23 protein-coding genes and 1 pseudogene are annotated in these 22,615 nt (G+C 44.1%); 14 read left to right on the forward strand and 10 right to left on the reverse strand.

Annotation, left to right across the window (positions count from 1 at the left end; genetic code table 11):
- Window positions 1-22 precede the first annotated feature (22 nt).
- A pseudogene (locus tag F4V45_RS03115) lies at window positions 23-337 on the forward strand (DNA methyltransferase); the annotation flags it as partial.
- A gap of 433 nt (window positions 338-770) precedes the next feature.
- Here F4V45_RS03115 and F4V45_RS09345 read toward each other — a convergent pair.
- Window positions 771-947 (reverse strand): hypothetical protein, encoded by a 177-nt coding sequence (locus F4V45_RS09345; protein WP_170235140.1) that lies wholly within the window; start codon window positions 945-947, stop codon window positions 771-773.
- A gap of 11 nt (window positions 948-958) precedes the next feature.
- Window positions 959-1,156: a hypothetical protein gene (locus F4V45_RS03120; protein WP_150337014.1), complete on the reverse strand. Its 198-nt coding sequence runs from the start codon at window positions 1,154-1,156 to the stop codon at window positions 959-961.
- A 164-nt stretch (window positions 1,157-1,320) separates the two neighbouring features.
- Between F4V45_RS03120 and F4V45_RS03125 the strand changes: the two genes are divergently transcribed.
- From F4V45_RS03125 to F4V45_RS03165, 9 genes are all read left to right on the forward strand, one after another.
- The gene (locus F4V45_RS03125; protein WP_150337015.1) at window positions 1,321-3,540 is read left to right on the forward strand and encodes a hypothetical protein; all 2,220 of its coding nucleotides are present in this window, start codon (window positions 1,321-1,323) and stop codon (window positions 3,538-3,540) included.
- 77 nt (window positions 3,541-3,617) lie between these two features.
- Window positions 3,618-4,307: a DUF305 domain-containing protein gene (locus tag F4V45_RS03130; protein ID WP_150337016.1), complete on the forward strand. Its 690-nt coding sequence runs from the start codon at window positions 3,618-3,620 to the stop codon at window positions 4,305-4,307.
- Between the two features lie 267 nt (window positions 4,308-4,574).
- The gene (locus F4V45_RS03135) at window positions 4,575-5,756 is read left to right on the forward strand and encodes an MFS transporter (RefSeq protein ID WP_150337017.1); all 1,182 of its coding nucleotides are present in this window, start codon (window positions 4,575-4,577) and stop codon (window positions 5,754-5,756) included.
- Between the two features lie 180 nt (window positions 5,757-5,936).
- Window positions 5,937-6,665 (forward strand): RICIN domain-containing protein, encoded by a 729-nt coding sequence (locus F4V45_RS03140; protein ID WP_150337018.1) that lies wholly within the window; start codon window positions 5,937-5,939, stop codon window positions 6,663-6,665.
- Between the two features lie 33 nt (window positions 6,666-6,698).
- On the forward strand, window positions 6,699-7,523 hold the full coding sequence (locus F4V45_RS03145) for a cytolethal distending toxin subunit B family protein (RefSeq protein WP_150337019.1): 825 nt from the start codon (window positions 6,699-6,701) through the stop codon (window positions 7,521-7,523).
- Window positions 7,524-7,532: 9 nt separating this feature from the next.
- Complete coding sequence (locus tag F4V45_RS03150) at window positions 7,533-8,084, forward strand: RICIN domain-containing protein (protein WP_150337020.1); 552 nt, start codon at window positions 7,533-7,535, stop codon at window positions 8,082-8,084.
- 357 nt (window positions 8,085-8,441) lie between these two features.
- Window positions 8,442-8,672, forward strand: a complete 231-nt coding sequence (locus F4V45_RS03155; protein ID WP_150337021.1) for a hypothetical protein — start codon at window positions 8,442-8,444, stop codon at window positions 8,670-8,672.
- 1 nt (window position 8,673) lies between these two features.
- A complete protein-coding gene (locus tag F4V45_RS03160) occupies window positions 8,674-9,792 on the forward strand; it encodes a DUF91 domain-containing protein (RefSeq protein WP_150337022.1) in 1,119 nt (372 codons plus the stop codon).
- Window positions 9,792-10,799 carry a DNA adenine methylase gene (locus tag F4V45_RS03165; RefSeq protein ID WP_150337023.1) on the forward strand — a complete coding sequence of 336 codons (1,008 nt, stop codon included), beginning with the start codon at window positions 9,792-9,794 and terminating at the stop codon, window positions 10,797-10,799. The genes F4V45_RS03160 and F4V45_RS03165 overlap by 1 nt, the downstream gene beginning before the upstream one ends.
- A gap of 66 nt (window positions 10,800-10,865) precedes the next feature.
- Here F4V45_RS03165 and F4V45_RS03170 read toward each other — a convergent pair whose 3' ends face one another.
- From F4V45_RS03170 to thiD, 4 genes are read right to left on the reverse strand one after another with little or no spacing between them, the layout of a single operon-like run.
- On the reverse strand, window positions 10,866-11,201 hold the full coding sequence (locus F4V45_RS03170) for a dihydroneopterin aldolase (protein WP_150337024.1): 336 nt from the start codon (window positions 11,199-11,201) through the stop codon (window positions 10,866-10,868).
- Entirely contained in the window at window positions 11,202-11,855 is a 654-nt protein-coding gene (gene plsY / locus F4V45_RS03175; protein ID WP_150337025.1) for a glycerol-3-phosphate 1-O-acyltransferase PlsY, read from the reverse strand.
- Window positions 11,856-11,874: 19 nt separating this feature from the next.
- The gene (locus F4V45_RS03180) at window positions 11,875-12,564 is read right to left on the reverse strand and encodes a lysozyme inhibitor LprI family protein (RefSeq protein WP_150337026.1); all 690 of its coding nucleotides are present in this window, start codon (window positions 12,562-12,564) and stop codon (window positions 11,875-11,877) included.
- Complete coding sequence (gene thiD, locus F4V45_RS03185) at window positions 12,564-13,394, reverse strand: bifunctional hydroxymethylpyrimidine kinase/phosphomethylpyrimidine kinase (protein WP_150337027.1); 831 nt, start codon at window positions 13,392-13,394, stop codon at window positions 12,564-12,566. The genes F4V45_RS03180 and thiD overlap by 1 nt, the downstream gene beginning before the upstream one ends.
- A gap of 141 nt (window positions 13,395-13,535) precedes the next feature.
- Between thiD and gpmI the strand changes: the two genes are divergently transcribed.
- Window positions 13,536-15,044, forward strand: coding sequence for a 2,3-bisphosphoglycerate-independent phosphoglycerate mutase (gpmI, locus tag F4V45_RS03190; protein WP_150337028.1), 1,509 nt, complete (start codon window positions 13,536-13,538; stop codon window positions 15,042-15,044).
- A gap of 48 nt (window positions 15,045-15,092) precedes the next feature.
- Here the strand turns inward: gpmI and thrC are convergent, their stop codons facing one another.
- Window positions 15,093-16,535 carry a threonine synthase gene (thrC, locus tag F4V45_RS03195; protein WP_150337029.1) on the reverse strand — a complete coding sequence of 481 codons (1,443 nt, stop codon included), beginning with the start codon at window positions 16,533-16,535 and terminating at the stop codon, window positions 15,093-15,095.
- Between the two features lie 258 nt (window positions 16,536-16,793).
- Here thrC and F4V45_RS03200 point away from each other — a divergent pair, with 258 nt between their 5' ends.
- The 3 genes from F4V45_RS03200 (at window position 16,794) to F4V45_RS03210 (ending at window position 19,351) form a co-directional block, all read left to right on the forward strand.
- Window positions 16,794-17,015: a hypothetical protein gene (locus F4V45_RS03200; RefSeq protein ID WP_150337030.1), complete on the forward strand. Its 222-nt coding sequence runs from the start codon at window positions 16,794-16,796 to the stop codon at window positions 17,013-17,015.
- 84 nt (window positions 17,016-17,099) lie between these two features.
- Entirely contained in the window at window positions 17,100-17,960 is an 861-nt protein-coding gene (gene argB, locus F4V45_RS03205; protein WP_211362722.1) for an acetylglutamate kinase, read from the forward strand.
- Between the two features lie 20 nt (window positions 17,961-17,980).
- Window positions 17,981-19,351, forward strand: a complete 1,371-nt coding sequence (locus F4V45_RS03210) for an aspartate aminotransferase family protein (RefSeq protein WP_211362719.1) — start codon at window positions 17,981-17,983, stop codon at window positions 19,349-19,351.
- A gap of 51 nt (window positions 19,352-19,402) precedes the next feature.
- Here F4V45_RS03210 and F4V45_RS03215 read toward each other — a convergent pair whose 3' ends face one another.
- The 3 genes from F4V45_RS03215 to maf are packed head-to-tail and all read right to left on the reverse strand — an operon-like array spanning window position 19,403 to window position 22,515.
- Entirely contained in the window at window positions 19,403-20,722 is a 1,320-nt protein-coding gene (locus F4V45_RS03215; RefSeq protein WP_150337033.1) for a UDP-N-acetylmuramoyl-L-alanyl-D-glutamate--2,6-diaminopimelate ligase, read from the reverse strand.
- Window positions 20,723-21,901: a cbb3-type cytochrome oxidase assembly protein CcoS gene (ccoS, locus tag F4V45_RS03220; RefSeq protein ID WP_023929563.1), complete on the reverse strand. Its 1,179-nt coding sequence runs from the start codon at window positions 21,899-21,901 to the stop codon at window positions 20,723-20,725.
- Window positions 21,898-22,515, reverse strand: a complete 618-nt coding sequence (maf, locus tag F4V45_RS03225; protein WP_150337034.1) for a septum formation inhibitor Maf — start codon at window positions 22,513-22,515, stop codon at window positions 21,898-21,900. Before maf ends, ccoS begins: the two co-directional genes overlap by 4 nt.
- Between the last annotated feature and the right edge of the window lie 100 nt (window positions 22,516-22,615).

Here is a 22,615-nt window from a genome sequence, read left to right on the forward strand (position 1 = left end):
CTTTTATAAATCTAGTCAAAATATGAGTGAAGTGAGTGATTGCAGTGTGGATTTGATTATTACTTCACCGCCGTATTTTAATATCAAAGATTATGCGAAAAATGGCTACCAAGATTTGATACATTCTCATTCTAAAAAGGGCGATTTAGGTGCTATTAGTGGGTATAAAATCTATATACAAGAGCTTTTAAAAGTATGGCGTGAATGTGAGCGGGTGCTAAAGCCAAATGGCAAGCTTTGTATCAATGTGCCTTTAATGCCGATGTTTAAAAGGGATTTGAGAACGCATTATAATCGCCATATTTTTGACTTACAAAGCGATATACAGCATAGCATTTGGATTCTATTGTTGAGAAGTATATTGGTTGGAGTGCTATTGAAAAATATAACAATCGCATAGTTTTGGTGTGCCATTATGAATACTGCATTCTACAAAGAGTCAATACAAAACCAAAGAAGCAAAAACATTAAACGATAAATAAGAACATAAAAAGATATTTCAAGCAAAATGACAAATGATAGAGAAAGCATTTCTACAACAAAAAAGGGTGAAACAAATACCAACGCATACATTTGAAACAGAAATGCAAAGCCTAAATTTGAAAAGTCAAATCGTAGAATCCGTGTAAGCTCACTAGATTCTACAGCAATCGCATATATAGCGACATAATCTCACGCAGAGACTTAAATCACATTTCCCATTGCCTATTATCTAAATGGTCATCTTTAAAAGCTATCGCAATAAAAAATTCATCTTGCAAGATTCCAAACTACTTCTTCTTAGGATTATCCTTATGACTATTATTGTTATTTCCTTTAGAAGCATTGGTGCCAGAATTTTGAGATTCTGGATGCGCTTTTTGATATTCTGGGTGATTTGGATTTAACTGATTTGAATGATTATCAAGCTCTGCTTGTGTAGTCATACGATGATTTTCTTTAGCCATATCTATTCTCCCTATTCTAAACCATATTGTCTTACTAATGCACCATTGCTACTTTTGAAAAGAGCATTCCTAATATCTGCTACTTTCCATTCTGCAGAATCTACAAAACATATTGTTTTGCATTGTTTTTTTGCCTCTCCTGCAGCTTTTGCATACTTTTCAGCTACTTGCTTATCCGCAAACTTTTTTATCAACTCATCAACTGACATACCAATCTCCTTGTAAATAAATATTTGTCAAAATACATGACAGGAAGCATTATATATATATATATATAGTAAATGAGAATCTTTAAGTAGTTTGTGATGTTAAACGATTAATCGTGCAACGTTCTTGAAATGCTATAATAAAGCAAACTGCAAAAAGGAATACTATGCAAAGCTATGAAAAGATTATAAGCGGCGAGCAGGGGCTGCTTAGATGGATTATAGATAATGCGACAGAAGATGGCTTGGATAAAGACTTGCCAGATGATGATAGCCTGCATATTGCTATGCCAGAGATTGCGGGGCTAAACTTTATGCCCGGAATGCTAGATGGCATTATGGGGAAAGACACAGATGATAGTGCTGCTACGCTGCTTGCGATGTTTAGGTGTTTTGCAGAAGTGGATTCTAGTGAGCTAAGTAATGAATTGATAGATAAGCATTTAGGTGGGATTTATATGTTTATTATCCAGCATAGGACGCTTGGGTATATTGATGATTTTTTAGAAGCATTGATGAATGAAGCGGATAATAATACGAGACTTTTGCATTTTTGTATCACTGCGGCTAGGCAGTTTCTGCGTAGTGGGGTGCATAGAGAGGCGATTAAATTTGGCATTGCCGTGCTTGGGGTGTGCAGACTTGATGAGAAAGAAATAAGTATGCTTATGCAATTTGGCTTGGCAGATGAGTTTGCGAGATTTGTCGCCGTGGCGTTAATGCGTAATGAGAAAAATGATGAAATCTTTTATCTAGCAAAACGCACAAAGGGCTGGGGGAGAATCGCCTATGTGGATTATGTGAAAATTGATGATGAGAAAAAGCGAGAGTGGCTGCTGCTTGAAGGCTATCAATGTGAGATTGGGATTGATCATATTGTGCTTGAGTGTTTGGAAAAGGGTGATTTGCTAGGCTTTATACAAGAAAATGGCTTTGATGAAAAAATCTATATTGCAACAGGTAAAATGCTATATAGCTTTTGTGGCTTGAGTAAGGCACATTTTGAAGACTATCCACATTCTAAAGAACTAGTCGCATTATTTATTAGAGAATCTAACAATCAACAGATGAATCTAGAGCGATTTGCCATTATTTGTGCGTTGATTAGCCCCATTAAAGAGGAGCTAGAATATGATGAGAGCGAAAAAGAGGAGTTGCTTAACATTATAAGAGACATTGCTTTTCATAAAAAGATTGATTGGGAGGGGATTATCCGCGCTAATGTGTTTGACCATAATGCAAGGAATATTGCTAGGCATCTTGGCATTGATATCTGGGAGGATATGTTTAAAATCGCTAGTAAAAATAAGGACTTCAAAGAGTGGTATCCACTCACACTTACAGATTCTAAAGAGCGGTATAAAAGGCTTTGTGCCTTGGCAAAAGAGCGATTTAATCTAGAATCTTTAAAAAGTGAGCCACAAGATGAGCTAGGGCTTGGAGCGGAGTTTAGGGTGTATGATGATATAACTTTCATCGTGCAAAATCTTAGAAATTTTGATGAGATTATTGGGTTAGAGTTTGTAGAGACTGCCCTGCAAAGTCCTGTAACGGGTAATCGCAATATGGCATTAAATGTGATTGAAACTTATAAAGAGATTCCACAAAGCATTATTGAGATTATGGAGAGAAATAGCAAAAAAGAGCCAAATAAAGGCGTGCTAGAGCGATATGAAAGTCTCCTGCAAAAGCATAAAGAGCAGCTAGAGCAAAAACAAAGGCTAAAGCCTTGTGGCGATGAATCTTGTAGCCACAAATGGCATTTGCAAGTGTGGGAAGAATTTTATAGTAGTGGGATATGGAGTCTTTGGAGTGATGAAAAGCAAGAAAGAGAATTTCCAAATGTTGGGTATGAACTTTTGGGATTACCGCAAGATTTAGCGTGGAAATTTAAACAATGGCAGTGGCTACACGATGAGTATGGGCTGTATTGGTATAAAGATGATGCAGATGAGTTTCTAAAAAAGCTGTATGCTGCCTTTAATGAGCAAAAATTAGAACTTGCTAAGGCATTGAAAGCACACTTTAAAGGCGATGCGTATATAGAGACTTATGTTGAGAGTGAAGATGATATAAAGGAGATAAAGTATTATTATGTAATGGCGGATTATGATTGTGGATTGTGGGATGAAGAGGGTTGTGGGACTTCGCTTGAAGGTGTTTTAGAAGATGACTTTGGGATTGATATAACAGAGAATAGGGAAGAGATAGAAAAACTTGATGAAGAATTAAGCGAATGGGCGTATGATTATTTTGAGCTTGAATTTGATGAAAAAGGCGATTGGGAGGGAGTGAATGATGAAGCGGTTATTGAGAGAGGCAGAATCCTAACAGAAAGAGTAAAAGAGATATTGCCAAATTACTGCGTGGTGGAGTATAGGGTATAAGGCTTTATTTGGGCATTATCGATTGATTAACCAAAGCAAAGCTAGAATCCACTTTTATCTTTTACAAGGAGTCCGCAATGAAAAATATACTACTCTCTTGCTGTGTGGCAGCGGCTTTAGCGCAAGTGTCTATGGCAAAACCCCACGAGCATAGCTCAGACTCCCACGCCCATAGCCACGCTACCCAAGCCCACCAAAGCCCAGAATCCGCCTTTATACAAGAGGTGCTAAATTTAATGCACGCGCCAATGATGGAAGCAAAATTTACAGAAAGTGGGAATCCCAACATCGACTTCTTGCAAAATATGATCCCCCACCACAAAGGCGCGATTCTCTCCTCCCAAAAGCTCTTACAAAGTAAAGATTTACACCCCAAGCTGAAAAAAATCGCGAAAGCAATCATTAGCGCGCAAGAAAAAGAAATCGCATATTTCACCAAACTCTTGCGTAATGAAGCGCAATTACGCCAAGAAATAGACAAAGAGCAATACCAGCAATTTGTGCAACAAGCAAAGCGCGATATGCAGACAATGATGCAAGCAATGCACAAATCCAGCCAAGAATCCAGTAGCGATGATGTGCAAAGTGCTTATATGCACTCTATGATCGCCCACCACCAAGGCGCGATTGATGCAGCAAAGCAAATCCTAAGCATTAGCAACAACGCCACGATTAAAAAAATCGCTAATGCCATCATTGCCGCCCAAGAGAGCGAAATCAAGGAATTTAGAGCAATGCTCGCGGATACACGCAATTCTACGCGCTAATTGCTTTGACAAAGCCCAAGCCAGCATAACCTACAACACAAGTGCAGCTTAGAGCAAGAGTATGTAGAGGCTTATGCGTGGAAAATTGTAAAAGTGGATTCTAGCAAGGCAGATCTAAGTGCGAGCGACAAGCCCTAAAGCACACCAAACATTAAAACACAGGACATAATGCGCAAACGCACAAACCCTAGCAGGCAAACTCCACCAGCCAAAAAGCCCCAAGTATGCTAGAATCCATCGCAACAATCCACCCCCAAAGAGCCAGCAATGAGCAAAGCACAATCCACCGCCAACACACGCCGCAAAATCTTTTTCATCAATCTTTTGCCCATCGTGCTAATCGCCCTAAATCTCCGCGCGCCCATCACTTCTGTCGCGCCTGTGGTGGATTCTGTGCGTGAGTATTACGCGCTAAATGCCGCTCTAGTGGGGCTACTCACAAGCCTGCCGCTGCTTGCCTTTGGGCTTGTGTCGTTTATTGTCTCGTATTTTCAGCCTGTGCGTGCGATGTTTGTGGGGCTGCTTTGTATCCTGCTAGGTGAGATTGTGCGCTGCGTGGGCGGGAGTGCGGAGCTATTTATCGGCACGGCGATTATGGGCAGTGGGATTGCCGTGGCAAATGTGCTACTCCCAAGCCTTGTCAAAGCCAAATTCCCCCGACAAATCCCCAAAATAATGGGGATTTACAGCCTCGTGCTTAACTTCTCCGCTATGCTTGGGGTGCTGCTGATTTTGCCGCTTATGGGGCTGCTGCCTGTGCCTTTAGCTCTCTCTAGCTGGGCGATTCTCGCAGTGGCTGCCATTGCTAGCTATCTGCCTCAAATGAGCAACCACAGAATCTCACGCCCCAAGCTCAAATCCACCGCCAAAGGCACGCTTTTTGCCAATGCAAATGCGTGGAAAATCACGCTGTTTATGGGGATCACAAGCGCGATTGCGTATAGCTTTTTCGCGTGGTATCCTAGCTTTCTTATATCCTTTGGCTTCTCTGCGCATTTTGCTTCACAGATGATGATTCTAGCGCATTGCATTCTCGTGCCTGTGGCGTTTTTCGCGCCGCTTATGCTTGGGGTTTTGCCAAATGCGCGCAGAATCTATCTCATCATTTTCATCTGTGGGACATATATTGTGTGCTTCGCCTTGCTGCTTCTCTCCCAGCAAGCATGGGTGGCGCTCATCGTCTCTGTGCTTATTGGCGTGCCTGTGGGCGGTGTGTTTGGGATCGCGCTGCTCTTTATCTCTACAAAAAGCTCCAATGTCCAAACCGCCACCAAACTCTCCGCTATGGCACAAGGCGTGGGCTACCTCATCGCCGCGCTATCCCCTGTGGTGATTGGCAAAATTTATGATCATTTTCATAGCTTTACCTACGCGCTTGTGGGGCTGCTTGGCTTGGCGATTTTGCTAAATTGTGTGGGCTATCTCGCCTACAAATCTCCGCAAATCTAGGGGACTTGGATTCTACTAGGCAGCTCTTGGGATCAAGCAGAGAGCCTCCCGCTATAATGCGCGTATGCCGACATTTGGAGTTAGGGTAATGCGCTTTTAGGTAAAATTACCGCACTTTGCTTGGTGTTTAATCTATTTTGCCCTACAATCGCGGATAATTTTACAACATTGGGAGTTGCTATGCGTTTGACTATGTGTGCGGTGCTGTTATCTGGGGTTTGCTTGGCGCAAGAAGTAGGTGTAGGCGTGGATTTGGGCATTGGGGATTCTCCTACGCCGCCTGTGGATATGAGTGAAGTGGATTCTAGTAAAGTCTCGCTTGTAGAGGGACCAAACCTTACAGATATACTCCCTCGACCAAACACCGATGAAGCGGGCAACCACACGCCCACCGAGCATACAGAGCTGCTGCTGCTAGCTGGGAATAATAGCGGCAGAGAGAGTGTGTCTGATTTACTCTCTATTATGAGCCCTGAGGGGGGTGTTTTGACGCTTTGGGCTCTAGCGGTGGGGAATTGGGTGTGGGGCTATCCGCTGATAGATACCCTAGATTTTGGTGGGGCTAGGATTTGGCGGATTTTCACCAAAGCAAATGGCAGTGCTGCAATACAGAATGCCAAGGAAGGCACCTGCCTAAGTGCGTATAGAAATGGCGTAATCCATAGCTACTGCAATATGGAAGATCCAGCGCAGCTATGGAGGTTTAATTTCTTTGACAATCAAGCGGTGCAAATCCAAAATGTCGCCACCAAGCAATGCCTAGAGACACCGAGCAATCAAGCCACGAGATTTTTTAGCATTTTTCTCACAGACTGCGTGCAAGGCGGGCAGCTAAATAGCGATCAGCAGTGGTTTATCACCGCGCCGCCGCTTCAAGCAGGTGTAGTCTTTAGCACCGATGGCAGATAGATTGATACGACATTGACATAAGGGAGTGGCACAATGAAGATTATCGCGCTAATGCTACTAGGCATAAGCCTACTTTTTGGCAGGATTGAGGACTATGTCGTGGGGACTTGGAATCTGCAAGGCTCTTCAGCTAGCACGGAGAATAAGTGGAATGTAAGTGTGAGGCAGCTCATCACAGGCGATAATCCTGTGAATATCCTAATGGTGCAAGAAGCAGGCAGAGTGCCTGCCACTGCTAGACCCACAGGCAGAGTGATCCAGCCCGGCGGCACGCCCATTGAGGAATACACTTGGGATCTAGGCACGAGATCAAGACCAAATTCTGTGTTTATCTACTATGCCAATATCGATGTAGGGGCTAGAAGGGTGAATATGGCGATTGTGAGTGCTAGGCAGGCGGAGGAAGTCTTTGTAATCCGTCAAGATAGGATTGCGGCTGATGTTTCACGCCCTGCTATTGGCATTAGAATCGGTAATGATGTGTTTTTCAATATCCACGCGCTAGCAAGTGGCGGTGGAGATGCCACTGCTTTAGTAACCGCCGTGCATGATGAATTTATCACTCGCCCGGAGTTAAGCTGGATCATCGCTGGGGATTTTAACCGCGATCCTGCTAGCTTGCAATCTGGGCTTGATACAAGGATCACCAATCATATACACATCGTTACGCAAAATTCCGCCACGCATTTTAGTAGGGGGGCGGCAAATAGGATTTTGGACTATGCGGTTGTGGGGCGAAGCTCTAGTGATAGGAGGACACTTGCTCTGCCTGCTATCACCGCGCTTTTGATGGCAGCTAGCGTGCGATCGCATTTAGCTTCAGATCATGTCCCTGTGCGTTTTGGGAATTTCAAATAAGGAGTGGGTATGAAAAGATTCTTGCTTGTTGCAGTGCTTGTATTGAGTGCGTATGCTGATGACCCGGAGCTGCCAGATTTTGTAGAATTTACCACACCTGTGTCGATACGAAGTGCGTTTTCTGGGGATATTGTGGGCTTTGGGAAAGATAGGAATTGGACTATATGGGATATTCCTTTGACAGAGGATATGAGTAAAAATGACCCTTTTAAGGATTTTGGGCTTGGTGCGGTGCAGTTTGTGCAGCTAGGCACACAAGATGTCTGCCTAGCATTAGGCGAAGATGGATTATTTACACGCAAAAATTGTAATGAAGATTTGGATTCTAAAAAATATGAGACACTCTATACCATTATCCCCACAACCACGCCCGCAGTGCAAATCCGCTCCTTTGTGCTGGATAAAAATGAGTGTATGACGGTGTTTAACAACCCTCAGCTCCCAAGGGGCAGGGGCATTGGAATCCGCCCTTGCGATGTGGATAGCCTCTTTTCTGTGGATTTGGATAATCTCTTTTTGCTCAATCCCCCTATCCGCGATGCGATGCTAATCAATCCTTAAGAGATTATCTAGATGAGTGTTAAGACAAAAACAGATTTATTTTTAGAGCTTGCTAAGCCTGTGTGGTAAGAGTGAAATATAGCTTTAAAATACTCACAAAAGATGGAATGCAAAGATTGTGCTTAGGGCGAGTGGATTAAAAAGGCAAGGACTTGGATATTTCAGTCTTTGTGAGATGTGGTAGCGAAAAGTGCGATTGGCGATTACTAAATATTGCTGATGGCTTATTGTTCTAAGCTCTATCGAGCATAAAGACTCTTAAAAAACCATCTTGCTAGGTATAGAAACCTAAAATACAAAGACTTATAGATGGTATAATATAATTTTTGCATCCTAAATTTAAATAGAGAAGTTAATATGAGTAACTTAAGCGAGACTTTTTTAGAAATTCTACAAGATAATGAATGGCATTGTGCTATTTGCGATCTCCATGCTTCAAGTCAGCATGCTGCAATTATTAGAGATCTTGTAAAAGAAGGGCATGAGTTTGATAATGAGTCTGCAAATGCGATAAGAAAGTATAAATATGGAGTAAGAATGTATTGCAAAAAATGTCAAAAAGAAACGACACATAGAAAGTTGAAATAAAATGACCACGCATGTTTTTATTGTAGATGCTACAACCTTTAAATACCATTTGGAATATATGTTTGTCGGCACAGGCATGAAAGACATTTCTGTTGATTTCAATGATAGTCAAACAACCCAACTTAAAACACAAACAGAAAATACTATTTTAAGTATGATTGCGGATTTTTCTAGAGTCAAAATCGGAGATTTAGTCATTTTTTATTTGCAACAAAATTTCCAACATGGAATCTATGAGGGAAAATTTTTTGGTTTATTTAAAGTAAAAAGTAATTTCTTTTTTGACAATAACGATGAACAACAATATCTTAAGCAAGATCTTAATAAATCTCTTACTTTTAGATGTTTGATTGAGCCTGAAATGATTTATGCTCAAGGGGTTACAGAATGGGAAGCATTAGATGAAATTAAAACCTTGCAATCCCCTAGTCAAATACTATGGAGTCTCATTTATAGGAAATTAAAAGGTAATCGTGGCAACACAATGATTACTATTTATGAGAGCGAAAGACTTGTTTCATTGATTAGAGATAAAAACTTAAAGAAAAATATCAGTGGGGTTAATTTTAGTTTTAATTCAACAAGCCAAGAGATTATTCCTATTTCCACTCATTATACTTATGAGGGGAGACAAGAACAACTAAATATTTTACCTAGGCTAACTTATAAATATTCAAGGAATAATCAATTTGAAACGCATTTGCAAGCCCATATTTTGCAATCTGGTTATAAAGAAATTTTTAAAAATCAACCGATTGAATGGCTGGGCAATGAAGTTAGCTGTGGTGTTGGAATGCAACGCATTGACATTATGTTATCTATTGATGAAAAACCAAGAAAAATTGTCCCTATAGAACTAAAATCCACATGTGTTTATGTTGAGATTTTGAAGCAAATTCAACGATATATTGATTGGCTGGAGCAGTATTACATTCCAAATCGTCCATCAGACATTCAGCCAATGGTAATTTGCAGAGAAACAGTTAATAAAGATTCCAGCTCCTTTCAAGATTTTTATCAACAAGTGCAAATATTTAATAAAGAAAATAATATTTTGCCTTTAATGTATGTAGAATTTAAGATTCAAAGTAGCTTTATAACTTTTAATCAAGTCTTTTAATGAACTACATAGGCTCAAAGCTTAAATTACTGCCATTTTTACAGCAAAGCATAGAATCTACGCTCAAAAAGCACAATACTAAGCCTTTGGAAGATTCTATCTTCTGCGATATGTTTGCTGGGAGCGGGGCTGTGGGCAGGGCTTTTAAGCCTAAAGTCAAGCAGATTATAAGCAATGATAAAGAATATTATAGTTTCGTGCTTAATCAAAACTATATTGCTAATCACACCCCCCTTATCCGCACAAATGAGCTACTAACAATACTCAATAACACGCCCTTAAAAAAGGGAAAGATTTTCACACATTATGCCCTTGGTGGTGGGGGTGGAAGGCAGTATTTTAGCGATGAAAATGCGATGAAAATTGATGGGATAAGAGAGAGAATTGCTGCGTGGCGACAAAGTGGGTTTATCGATGAAAAAGAGTTTTACTTCCTCCTTGCTTCACTTTTAGAATCTAGCGATAGGGTAGCAAATACAGCCTGTGTGTATGGAGCATTTTTAAAAAGCCTTAAAAAAAGTGCGACAAAAGAGCTTGTGCTAAGCTCTGTAGTGTTTGAATATAGCCAAAATACGCATAAGGTTTTTAATGAAGATTCTCAACATCTTATCACACAAATTAGTGGCGATATACTCTACCTTGACCCGCCCTATAATGCTAGGGAATATGGGGCAAATTATCATTTGCTTAATACCATAGCCTTGTATGATGACTTTACTCCAAGGGGTAAAACGGGGCTTAGAGCGTATGAAAAGTCAGCGTGGTGCAAAAAGGGCTGCGTGGAGAATGCGCTTGATTTTTTGCTTGAAAGAGCAAGGTTTGAGTGGATATTTTTAAGCTACAACGATGAGGGACTTTTGAGTTTAGAAAAAATAGAAAAGCTTATGAAAAAATATGGCAAATATTCTTGTGTCAAGCAGGATTATCAACGCTTTAAAGCAGATTCTACGCGTTTGCAAAAACAGAGCAAAACAATAGAGTATCTTCATATTTTGCAAAAGTGTTGATGATCGCCCAAGCACAAATGCAGAATTTATACTTCTTAAATTATAGGACAAAAGGATAGCTAGATTCTAGGGATAGCTCTTGCGGATACCCACGCAGCAGTCTTGGAAAATATCTGGCTTTTTTAGCGTGAGCGTGAGCTTAGTGATAAGCGGGAAACGCGCGCAAAGCATAGCTACAACTCCATCACAAGCTTCTTCTAGCAAATAGTAGCGCGCTTGCTGCAAATGCGTGATGATAGACTCTCTCACTTGCGCATAGTCCAAAAATGCTTCGCCATCTCGCTCATAGCAAATATACGCCTCTATCCGCACCCTTTGCGCCCGCTCTCTCTCGCTTGGTAGCGTGCCTATAATCACCTGCGTGCTTAGATTTTCTAGCACAATCTCATAACTTTGTGGCATTTATAGCACTTTGTTTTCTTGCCCAGAAAATAGCCGCTTGATATTTGGGATATGCGTGTAGAGGATAAGCAGCCCGATTAAAATCACTGGGGCGTGGCTGTGGATTTGCGCGATGATGTTGATAGAATCAGGGATTGGCAGCACATAAGGCACGATGAAAGTAAGCGCAATCCCACTTAGCACGCCAAAAAGTGAAGAGAGTGAAGAAACTTTAAACACCTTCCCCACAATCGCCCACACCACAAGCCCAAGCGCACCCTCAATGGGGATAAGCAAAAGCACAGAGCCAATAGCAGTGGATACACCTTTACCCCCCTTAAAGCCTAGATATGGGCTATAACAATGCCCCACAATCGCTAGTAGCGCGATCATCCACTGCGCCCCATAAGGCAGCCCCACAAGCTTTGCCACAAGCACCACAAGCAGCCCCTTAATCGCATCAAGCACAAGTGTAGCGATGGAGAGTAGCTTGGCTTGCTTGGGGGCGACTTCTTTCAACGCGCGATAGACATTTGTCGCGCCTGTGCTGCCAGAGCCTACTTCTTGGATCTTAATACCATATAGCCTTGTGAAAAACACTCCAAATGGAATCCCCCCCACAAGAAATGCCACAACATAAAACACCACATTGATATAGTCGTATAAAAACCCCATAAACACTCCTAAAATAAGATTAAAGATACGATGCGTAGAGATTCTCTAGCTCAAAAATACGCGCCTTATAGCCTTGGGCGATACACTGCTCATCACCATCACAGAGCATAAGCTCACTAAGCCACTGCTTTTGGCTTGCTGTAAGCGACTTTCTAGCCTGCTTGGGAAGACTTTGCAATAAAAGCGCGTATATATCATTTAGCACAATGTCTTGTAGTGGGGTTGTAAGCGATGTTGAAGCACAGATTGATCGCTCATTGTTTGTGCGGGCTTTGGCGCAGTCAAAGGACGGATAAACCGCCACGCGCTCCCACATATTAGACTTTTTATTAGGGTGGGGAGATACTTGCAGGGGGGCTTCTTGTAAGCAGGTGTTTTTGGTGATTGCTAAATGCAAGGGGATTTGCAGCTCGCTAGATTCTAGTAAGTGTGTCTCTAGGGCAAAATCACAAGCAGAATCTACCTCCGCCCTTGTGTAATCAAGCAGGCGCAATGTGGCTTGGTAGATGGGCTTAGGAGTAGAGTCTTTGGTATCTTTGGTGATGATTAGAGTGCAGAGATTATTAGCGCAGCTTTTGATAGCGATTGTGTAGTCTTTGTGTGCTTTATGTGTGTAATGCCCCTGCCACGATGAGCGGAACTCCACATCTGCGCGCAAGCTACAAAGACTGCACATAAGCACATAGAATCCAGCTTTAGCTATGCGCATTAGTGTAGCCCACCTAGCGGATCGCACGCACAAGCATAGAGATGATTAGTAGGACCAAAGCCCTTGCCAAGCGGCGCAGCGTGAGCTATGGCATTATAAGTGTAAGACTTAGCGCGCCTGATAGAATCATAAAGGCTAAAGCCTAGTGCGAGATTGCTAGCGATCGCACTACTTAGCGTGCAGCCTGTGCCGTGCGTGCTGGTGCTTTTGAGCTTTGGCGCGTGGAATATATGAAACTCCTTGCCATCATAGAGCACATCATCAGCGAAGTCTTCTTTGTGCCCTCCTTTTACAAGCACACTCTTTGCCCCCATTTTGTGCAGCATAAGCGCGGATTTTTTCATATCTTCAAGGCTTACTATCTCAAAGCCGCATAGCTCACTAGCTTCAGGGATATTTGGCGTAAGCACGCACGCATAGGGGATAAGCAGCCTAGCAAACTCCTTGCGGATAGATTCTGGCATAAGGGGGAAGCCATTTTTAGCAAACATCACAGGATCAATGACAACATTGCTAGGTAGATAGCGTGCTAGAGACTGCTCCACACTCTCAAGGATAGAAACAGAGCCTAGCATACCGATTTTCACAGCCTTTGGCACAATATCTTCAAACACCGCATCAAACTGCGCGAAAATGGACTCACTTGGCATATCCACACTATTGATCACGCGCGAAGTATTTTCTGCCACGACACTTAGCACCACGCTCATACCATATAGCCCGTGTGCGGCAAATGTCTTTAAATCCGCTTGTAGCCCAGCCCCACCGCTACAATCACTCCCAGCGACACTAAGGACAGGGGTGGCATTTGCGCGTGCTTTTGAGTGCATAAAAATCCTTGCTTGAAACATTTGGGCAAATTGTAGCAGAATCTATGTAGATTCTAGGGGTAGCTTGGCAAGGGTGCTTACAAGTGTGTTTAATATTTTTAGCTTTAATAAAGCCTTGATTCTATCGCTAAAGGATTATCAATGTCTCAAAAATGCGTGCTTATCATCACTGATGGGATCGGCTATAAGCCAGATTCTCCTTACAATGCCTTTGCCAATGCTACTAAGCCTACTTATGATTGGCTCTTTAAAAATGTGCCTTATAGCCTTATCCACACTTATGGAGAGAGTGTGGGGCTACCAGATGGGCAAATGGGCAACTCCGAAGTAGGGCATATGAGTATAGGCTCTGGGCGGGTGCTCTACCAAGATCTAGTAAGAATCCAGCGCGCCATAGAGTCTAAGGAGCTAGCCCAGAATCCAGCTTTGCAGCAGTTTATGCAAGAATCGCAAGCAGTGCATTTGCTAGGGCTTATGAGCGATGGCGGAGTGCATTCTCATTTGGCGCATTTTGTCGCATTGGCAGAGATTTTAGCAGCACATAATAAGCGCGTGTTTTTGCACCTTATCACCGATGGGCGCGATGTGCTGCCTAAAAGCGCGCTAGGATTTTTGGCAGAGGTGGAGGCAATGTGTGCAAAAGTGGATTCTATCAGCATAGCAAGTGTGAGCGGGCGATATTATGCGATGGATAGAGATAAACGCTGGGAGCGCATACAAGAAGCATACAATGCCCTAGCGCACGCTATCCCACACACAGAGCAAAGCCCTAGAGAGTATATAGAATCTTGCTATGCTAGAGACATTACAGATGAGTTTATCACGCCTATGTGCTTTGGAGAGTTTGCTAAAAATGGTGGCTTTGCTAGTGAAGATGGACTGCTTATGAGTAATTTCCGCTCCGATCGCGCTAGAGAGATTATCACCGCGCTTGGGGCGGAGCATTTTACGCATTTCCCGCGCCCTAAGCATTTTGCCCATATCCTTACAATGTGTGAGTATGATGAGAGCTTCCCCTATCCTGTGCTTTTCACCAAGCAAAAGCCCACAAATACCCTTGCAGAAGTGCTAGCAAATGCAGGCAAAAGCCAAGCCCACATCGCAGAGACAGAAAAATACGCGCATGTTACCTTCTTCTTCAACGGCGGAGTGGAAGAGCCTTTCATAGGAGAGTCGCGCGTGCTTATCCCCTCGCCCAAAGTCGCCACTTATGACTTGCAGCCCCAAATGAGCGCGCCAGAAGTGGGCGATGCAGTGCTTAAGGCTATGGGAGACTCAAGCAGCGATAGCAATGCTTATGACTTTATCGTAGTCAATTTCGCCAATGGCGATATGGTGGGGCATACAGGCAATTATGAAGCCGCGCTAAAGGCAGTAGAAGCGGTGGATTATGAGCTTGGGCGGATAGTTAAAAAAGCGCGTGAGCTAGGCTACGCGCTCGTGCTTACAAGCGATCACGGCAATTGTGAAGAGATGAAAAGCGCGCAAGGAGAGATAAAGACAAACCACACCATAGGCGATGTGTGGTGCTTCGTGCTAGCTAATGGCGTGGAAAAAGTGGATTCTGGCGCGCTCAATAACATCGCCCCAAGTGTGCTAAAGATTATGGGACTGCCAATCCCTAAAGAAATGGATCGCCCGCTTATTTAGTAGATACTTCTACTAAGCCGCTCACTCTAGTAAATGTAGATTCTAGCTTTATAGCCACTGCAAAATCGCTGCTTCCACTGCTTGACTTGGGAGCACTTGCGTGTGGATTTTAGGCTTTCTAAAAAGCTCTTCAATATCCGCGCCAATCGTGCTACCAGAATCTAGCATTATCCTTATAGCTTGCTTATCATCGACTCTCTTATCAAAGATCGCTTCCACGACACTTGGAGCAAATTTACTCCACTCTGCTGTGGCGCAAACAAGCGTCTTTTGACTAGGATTTATAGCACAATGCGCCCCATACGCTAGAGCTGTGTGCGGGTCTAGGACATAGCCTTTGCCAAAAGCTGCGCGTATCATCTCGCGCGCCTTTGTATCATCACCCCACCACGCGCAAAAATGCTCTTGTAGTTTTGCTAGCTCGCTTTGGCTTAGAGCATAGCGCGAGGTAGATTCTAGGGACTCTAGCAGCTCTTTGGTGCGCTTATCGCCATAGAGATAGAAAAGCACGCGCTCGACATTGGAGCTTTTTAGTATATCCATAGCAGGAGAAATGCTCTTATGCAAGGATCTATCTGTAATGTCATACACACCGCTTGTAATAAGCTCTGTAAGGATATTGTTTTGATTACTAGCGATGATGATTTGCCCTAGTGGTAGCCCCATAGACTTAGCAAGAAACGCGCCCAAAGCATTGCCAAAATTCCCACTAGGCACGCTCACTGCTAGCTTTTCCCCCCATTTAATCGCCCCCTTGCGCACAAGCTCCATATAGCCCCACACATAGTAGATGATTTGGAAGGCTATGCGCCCAAAATTCACAGAGTTTGCTGCGGAGAGTTTGTAGCCCTTTTGCGCGATTTTGCTGGTAAATTCTGGGCTATTTAGCAGAGATTTTAGCAGGCTTTGCGCGGTGTCAAAGTCGCCTACAATGCCTAGGGTTTTGAGATTTGGCGCGGAGGCGGTTTGCATTTGCAGGGCTTGCACTTGGCTTGTGCCACCATTTGGGTAAAGGCAGATGACTTTGACATTGGGGCTAGAGGCAAAGGCAGCAAGCGTGGCTGGTCCTGTGTCGCCGCTGGTGGCAGTTAGGATTAGATAGTGCGTGTCTTGCGCCTTTGCTAGAGAGCTAAAAAGAGAGCCAAAGGGACACAAAGCCATATCTTTAAACGCCCTTGTGGGTCCGTGGAAAAGCTCCAAAAAGTAGGCATTCTCAAGCTGGGTTATGGGGGCTGGGTTATTAGGATCATCAAAGCTTGTATAGCAGTGCAAGGCAGTATCTAGCACACTAGAATCCACCTCTACTCTTAAGTGCGTGAAAATCGCCTTACATAAATCGCTGTAGCTAGAATCTAGCAGTGTGCGAAAGTCGATTGTAGGGAGTGATGCTAGGGTGTAGAGTCCTTTAGAATCAGCAGCAGGGGATAGGATCGCTTGAGCAAAATCAACGGACTTGGCATTGGCATTGCGAGTGGAGACAAAGGGCTTCATACTTATATCCTTTTTGAGTGGTGGGCGATTCAGTCTTGGGCGAGCGATTCGCGCCATTGAAAAAATTTAGGGCAGTCACTATCGCTAAGATAGCTCCTACCCTAAATTGTTTCAAAAGACGCAAAGCCCCACCGCAATGCTTAGAATCGTGCCAAATAAACAACCTTAATAAAAGTGGATCGGGATCGATTCAACAGGTGCGATTGTAGCAGATTTAAGCTTTTGTTGTAAGCTTGCGGTTTTCTTAAGGAGCTAGCAATGGCACTATCATATAAGCTTGTAATGTTTGGATTCCCAGCATTGTGCGAAGACATTGATGAAGTCTATGCCAGAATGCGCCAGATCCCACCCGAGCGCGCTAAAGCAGAGACCTTGGAGCAGTGCTATCTAATCGACCTGCACACAGGCGTGCGCTATGAGATCACTTGTGATGAAAAGGGCTTTTATCTTCGTGATTTCTCGCCTAACTCAAGCGATTGAAGCACATAGATTCTGCTATAATCGCGCCTTTAATCACACTAGAATCTAAAAGCTAGAATCTAACTTCCAAGGACAGGTATGAATATGCAAGAGCTGCAAAGCAAGGCAAAAACACTCATCGAAGCTCTTCCCTATATCCAACGCTTTAGCGGAAAAATTATCCTTATCAAATATGGCGGCAGTGCTATGGAAGATGAGAGCCTAAAAAAAAGCGTGGTGCAAGACATCGCACTACTAAAAAGCATAGGCTTTAAGCCCATCATTATCCACGGCGGGGGCAAGGAGATTAGCAAATGGGTAGGGAAGCTCGGCGGGGAAGCGCGCTTTGAGCAAGGCTTGCGCGTAACTGATGAGAGCACACTAGAAATCGCCCAAATGGTGCTAAATCGTATCAACAAAGACCTAGTAGGCTATATGGCAAGCTATGGAGTTAAGGCAGTGGGCATAAGCGGCAAAGATGGGAATACATTTTGCGCACAAAAGAAGCTAGCAAATGGCGTGGATATAGGGTTTGTAGGAGAAGTGAAGCAAGTAGATACCACGCTAATTTTAGGGCTACTTGATAAGGGCTTTGTGCCTGTGATTTGCCCTATTGGTATGGACGAAAACGCCCAAGACTACAATATCAACGCTGATGATGCTGCTTATGCACTAGCGATCGCACTAAAGGCAGAGAAGCTTGTCTTCCTTAGTGATATTGAGGGGATTTATAGAGACTTTAATGACAAGGCTTCACTCATCACCATACTGCCAACATCAAAGGCTAGAAACTTGCTAGAAGATGGGGGCATTAGCGGGGGTATGCTACCAAAGCTACAAAACTGCATAAAAGCGGTGGAGAGTGGCGTGGAGCGCGTGCATATCATTGATGGGCGCATTAAGCATTGTTTGCTGCTAGAGTTTTTCACCGATGAGGGCATAGGCACGGCGATTTTACACGATTGATGATCACATAAGGAGAGAGTATGGCAAGGAAAGATTCTAAGCAAAAAGTGGATTCTAGGAAAAACGCCAAAAATGTAGAAATCTCGCGGGCGGCAGGATTTTGCGATGATTTTGGGGGTTTTCAAGGCGGGGGCGAAGGGATTTACCTAAGCGGTAATGAGCAAGCCCCCGCCGCAAAATCTCCCAAAAGCGCGCAAAAGCCAACGCCCACACCAGATGACAATGCGATTTTGCAAGTCTATTCCCGCTTACCCATTATATTTGAAAAAGGCAGTGGCGTGTATCTCTATGATGCAGCAGGCAAGGAGTATTTAGACTTTGGTGCTGGTATTGCTGTCAATGCACTAGGCTATGGGAATGAGTCTTTTAATGCCGCGCTAAAAGCACAGATTGACAAGCTCTTGCACATTTCTAATCTCTACTACAATCCCCCTGCCATAGAAGCAGCAAAAAAGCTTGCTAAAGCAAGTGGGCTTGATCGAGTGTTTTTCACCAATAGCGGAGCAGAAGCGTGTGAGGGCGCGCTAAAAGTGGCAAAAAAATATGCCTATCAAACAGGCATAAAATCTCCGCAAATCATCGCTATGCACAACTCCTTCCACGGGCGCACACTTGGCGCACTATCAGTTACAGGCAATAGCGCGCATCAAAAGCCCTTTAAACCGCTGCTCTCTGGCGTGAAGTTTGCGCACTTTAATGACATAGCAAGTGTGGAGAAGCTAATCACTCCAAAGACTTGTGCCATTATCCTAGAGACGATTCAAGGAGAAGGCGGTGTAACGCCTGCTAGCAAGGAATTTTTACAAGCACTGCGCAAGCTTTGCGATACGCACAATATGCTACTAATCCTTGATGAAATCCAATGCGGTATGGGCAGAAGTGGGAGTATGTTTGCCTATGAGCAGTATGGGATAATGCCAGATATTATCACTACGGCGAAAGCCCTTGGCTGTGGCGTGCCTGTGGGGGCATTTGTGCTATCTCAAAAGGTCGCTGATTCTTCACTAAAGCCCGGGGATCACGGCAGCACTTATGGGGGTAATCCCTTTGTCTGCGCAGCAGTTAGTAAGGTGTTTGATATATTTAATGAGATGAAACTCGTGCAAAGAGTAGCCAAGCTCACTCCCACTCTCACACAAACACTCCAAGAGCTATGCGACTCTTATAGCTTCTTGCAAAGCGTGCGTGGTAAGGGATTTTTGCAAGGCGTCCAAATTGATCCAAAGAGCAAAATTCAAGCAAAAGACATAGTCCAGCTAGCCGCAGAGCAGGGGCTCATAATCCTTAGCGCATCGCAAAATGTCCTGCGCTTTGCACCACCACTTATTATCACACAAGAGCATATAGAGCTAATGCGCCATAAGCTTATCCGCGCACTTGATCGCCTGTAAGAGAGCTAGCTAGAATCTATCTTAGCTTCTCTCGCCTAGAGAGCTGCCTATTTAGATTCTAGCTTTTAGTGCCTTTCGTATCTCTTCCCTATCGTCAAAATGCCTACTCTCGCCGCCTATGATTTGGTAAGTCTCATCGCCCTTGCCCAGCACAAGCAGCACCCAATCATCTTCTAGCTCACTCACAGCTTGGCAAATCGCCTTAGCCCTATCTACTTCGCAGATAATGGGTGTCTTGCTATCTAGCGGGATACCCTGCCTAATAGCTTCTATGATAGATTCTGGCTTCTCGCTGCGAGGATTATCACTTGTGATGTAGATTCTCTTAGCGTATTTGTAAGCTGCTACTCCCATTTTCGGGCGTTTGCTAGGGTCTCTATCACCCCCAGCACCAAAGACTACAGCGATATTTTTCCCCCTAAAGCTCTCAAAAATCGCCTCCATACCATCGTGTGTATGAGCAAAATCTACAATGATCAAAGGCTCTTTGCTTACCACTTCCATACGCCCCTCCACACCGCCAAAATTCTCTAAATACTCCACGCAGGATTCTAGGGGCTTTTGTGCGATAAGCCGCACACAAAGCAGCGCAGCCAAAATATTGTAGAGATTATGCTTGCCATAAAGTGGAGCGTGAATCAGTGCTTGCTCTCTACTCTTGCTGCTTTGGCTCACTCTGCTTGGGGTATAAGATAAATGCGCAGTGATTGCTTGATCTAGGCTATATGCGTTTGGTCGTAAGTTGGCACTAGATTCTATGCCGTAGGTATGGGAGTTTAGCGGGTTATAGCTAGCCTTTGGCTCATCAGCGTTGATGATCTTGCAGCACTCATCGCTAAAAAAGCTATTTTTCACGCGGATATATTCTGCTTGGGTTTTGTGGTAGTCTAGATGATCGCTTGTGATGTTAGTTAGGATTTTAGTATGGAAGCTAATGCCAGCAATGCGCTCTTGCACAATCGCGTGCGAGCTTACTTCCATAACGACAAACTCACACTCTCCAACCATAGCAAAAATCTCATACAGCTCCAGCGCACAAGGTGTCGTAAGCCCCTTAGGTCTAAGCTGCTTGTCATTAGCAAACACTCCGCGCGTGCCAATAAGCGCGCAAGAGTAGCCACAATCTAGCAAAAGCGAGTAGATAAGCGCGGCAGTGGTGGTCTTGCCATTAGTGCCTGTTATGCCAATGATCTTTGGCAGCGGGGCAAAAAGCCCTGCTAGCTCACTTGCCTCTATGCTAGGGTGATCAGGGGTGAAAGCAGCATTTAGCGGCGTGCGGACAAAAAGCGTGTGAGAGTCTAGCTCCCTAGAATCATCGCTTAAATGCGAGTATTGCACGCCTGCATACACACAAGGCTTAGCGAGCTTCACTTACTTACCTGTGATATAGCGGATAATCTTTTCTGCTTGGGCGATTGCCATAGCCACAGAAGCCCCTGATTTAAAGCCAATGTCCCCAGCGACAAACACGCCTTGCACGGAAGTCTCAAGATTTTGGCTGACAATGGGGAGATTATTGCCATCAAGTTCGATATTGCATTTTTTAAGAAAATCTACCGGTGAAGATCCGCCAATGGCATAAATCGCGCGGTCAAACACATCGCTACTGCCATCGCTAAAATGCGCACAAATCTTGCCATCTTGCTCTTCTAAGCTCTCTATATCAACGCCTAGCTTCGTCTTTAGCGCGCCACTTGCGATGACCTTTTCTAGCTCTTGCTGATTGGTATCATTGATGCGTGCAAACTCTGTGCGGCGGTAGTTTAGCGTGGTATCGTGCGAGGTGCATAGATCAATGGCATACTCCACTGCGGAGTTCCCACCACCTACGATGAGTAGTCGCTCACCTGCTTGGATATTTTGGGCATTATAATTGACTTGGCGCAAAATCGCTGGAGGGATCTTGTAGCTAGGCTTATTGGGCTGCCCCATTTTGCCAATGGCAATAATGGCATAATCCGCGCTTATAGAGCGATTCCCACTTGTGCGGATAAGCAAGCTGCCATTATCTTGTCTTTGGATAGATTCTACATCGCTTTCATACGCCACATCAATTTTATACTGCTCTAGCAAGCTATCAAACATCGCTAGCGCACCTTCTTTATTCGTATCGCTAAAATCTATCGCGCCTACTAGATCAATTTGCTCGCCTTTATAAACCCTATCCACTCGCTTGCCGTCTTTGTAGAATTTGCGCAGCGTGGCATTATGCTCCTTGCCCTTTTCTAGCAAGATGACGGAGAGCCCCTTAAGCTTGGCTTCAACACTTGCACTAATGCCGCCCGGTCCTGCTCCAACTACTGCTATGGTGTAATGCTCCATTTTTGTCTCCTTATGTTTGAGATTGGTGGGATTTAGGTCTGCCTGCTGGCTTTGGGCTATGGTGTTGGCTAGGTTTAGATCCTCCACACTATCAAAAAGCGCGCCGTGCGTGATTTTGTGCGCATCATCAAACTGCCCATTTCGCAACGCCCACAGAAACACCAAAAGCCCAGCAAGCCCTATCCCCAGCGATACAAGCAGCATAATCACAATAATAGGGGTATTCATACAATCTCCCAGAATCTCACAAGCTTTTCTATGCTAAGTCCTAGCGCGCTAGATTCTAGCCCGATTTGCCTGCGGATATAGCGTTTATGAAAGCCCTCTACCATCACGCACCCGGCTTTCCCCTGCCACGCTAGAGAATCCACATAGCCTAGCATATCATCTAGCTCAAATTTCCCTAGCTCCAAATGGCACGCACTCAAATCAGTGAAGCTTATATGCCGACTTTTATAGGCTAGGGCTGTTAGGATACTTATGCGCTTGGAATCTTGCAATTCTAGCATATTTCTAGCTTCTTGCTTATCTCTAGCTTTGCGCAGGAGCTTGCCATCTACACTTACCACACTATCTGCACACAGCAGCCCAGAATCTAGCGCGTGATCATATTTGCCCTGCTTGGCTAAAAGCTCTAGGCTAGATTCTAGCTTTTTCACACAAGCGATATAAGCAAACTTCGCAGGCTCGCAAACTGCCAAGCTCTCTTCATCAAACCCGCTATCCATCTGGATAAATGTTATCCCGTGCTCTGCTAGAATCTGCGCGCGCGTAGGGCTAAGGCTAGCTAGGATAATTGGAGCAGCAAGTGGGGGAGCAGATGTGCGCATGGCTTTACACATTAAATTTGGTGGTCCTTATAGGGCATTTGTCAAGGGCTATTATAAACCAATCGCGCTAAATCCACTCTAAATCCCACTTGAGCAGCACATTGATTTTATT

This window comes from Helicobacter canis, assembly GCF_008693005.1.
GTDB lineage: Bacteria > Campylobacterota > Campylobacteria > Campylobacterales > Helicobacteraceae > Helicobacter_B > Helicobacter_B canis.

Coding starts and splice junctions, on each gene's coding strand:
- plsY (WP_150337025.1), bottom strand. CDS start 11,855: ATGGGGTTTTTATACGACTATATCAATGTGGTGTTTTATGTTGTGGCA.
- gpmI (WP_150337028.1), top strand. CDS start 13,536: ATGTCTCAAAAATGCGTGCTTATCATCACTGATGGGATCGGCTATAAG.
- maf (WP_150337034.1), bottom strand. CDS start 22,515: ATGTGTAAAGCCATGCGCACATCTGCTCCCCCACTTGCTGCTCCAATT.
- F4V45_RS03130 (WP_150337016.1), top strand. CDS start 3,618: ATGAAAAATATACTACTCTCTTGCTGTGTGGCAGCGGCTTTAGCGCAA.
- F4V45_RS03120 (WP_150337014.1), bottom strand. CDS start 1,156: ATGTCAGTTGATGAGTTGATAAAAAAGTTTGCGGATAAGCAAGTAGCT.
- F4V45_RS03170 (WP_150337024.1), bottom strand. CDS start 11,201: ATGCCACAAAGTTATGAGATTGTGCTAGAAAATCTAAGCACGCAGGTG.
- F4V45_RS03125 (WP_150337015.1), top strand. CDS start 1,321: ATGCAAAGCTATGAAAAGATTATAAGCGGCGAGCAGGGGCTGCTTAGA.
- ccoS (WP_023929563.1), bottom strand. CDS start 21,901: ATGAATACCCCTATTATTGTGATTATGCTGCTTGTATCGCTGGGGATA.
- F4V45_RS03155 (WP_150337021.1), top strand. CDS start 8,442: ATGAGTAACTTAAGCGAGACTTTTTTAGAAATTCTACAAGATAATGAA.
- F4V45_RS03200 (WP_150337030.1), top strand. CDS start 16,794: ATGGCACTATCATATAAGCTTGTAATGTTTGGATTCCCAGCATTGTGC.
- argB (WP_211362722.1), top strand. CDS start 17,100: ATGCAAGAGCTGCAAAGCAAGGCAAAAACACTCATCGAAGCTCTTCCC.
- F4V45_RS03150 (WP_150337020.1), top strand. CDS start 7,533: ATGAAAAGATTCTTGCTTGTTGCAGTGCTTGTATTGAGTGCGTATGCT.
- thiD (WP_150337027.1), bottom strand. CDS start 13,394: ATGCACTCAAAAGCACGCGCAAATGCCACCCCTGTCCTTAGTGTCGCT.
- thrC (WP_150337029.1), bottom strand. CDS start 16,535: ATGAAGCCCTTTGTCTCCACTCGCAATGCCAATGCCAAGTCCGTTGAT.
- F4V45_RS03145 (WP_150337019.1), top strand. CDS start 6,699: ATGAAGATTATCGCGCTAATGCTACTAGGCATAAGCCTACTTTTTGGC.
- F4V45_RS03140 (WP_150337018.1), top strand. CDS start 5,937: ATGCGTTTGACTATGTGTGCGGTGCTGTTATCTGGGGTTTGCTTGGCG.
- F4V45_RS03180 (WP_150337026.1), bottom strand. CDS start 12,564: ATGCGCATAGCTAAAGCTGGATTCTATGTGCTTATGTGCAGTCTTTGT.
- F4V45_RS09345 (WP_170235140.1), bottom strand. CDS start 947: ATGGCTAAAGAAAATCATCGTATGACTACACAAGCAGAGCTTGATAAT.
- F4V45_RS03135 (WP_150337017.1), top strand. CDS start 4,575: ATGAGCAAAGCACAATCCACCGCCAACACACGCCGCAAAATCTTTTTC.
- F4V45_RS03160 (WP_150337022.1), top strand. CDS start 8,674: ATGACCACGCATGTTTTTATTGTAGATGCTACAACCTTTAAATACCAT.
- F4V45_RS03165 (WP_150337023.1), top strand. CDS start 9,792: ATGAACTACATAGGCTCAAAGCTTAAATTACTGCCATTTTTACAGCAA.
- F4V45_RS03210 (WP_211362719.1), top strand. CDS start 17,981: ATGGCAAGGAAAGATTCTAAGCAAAAAGTGGATTCTAGGAAAAACGCC.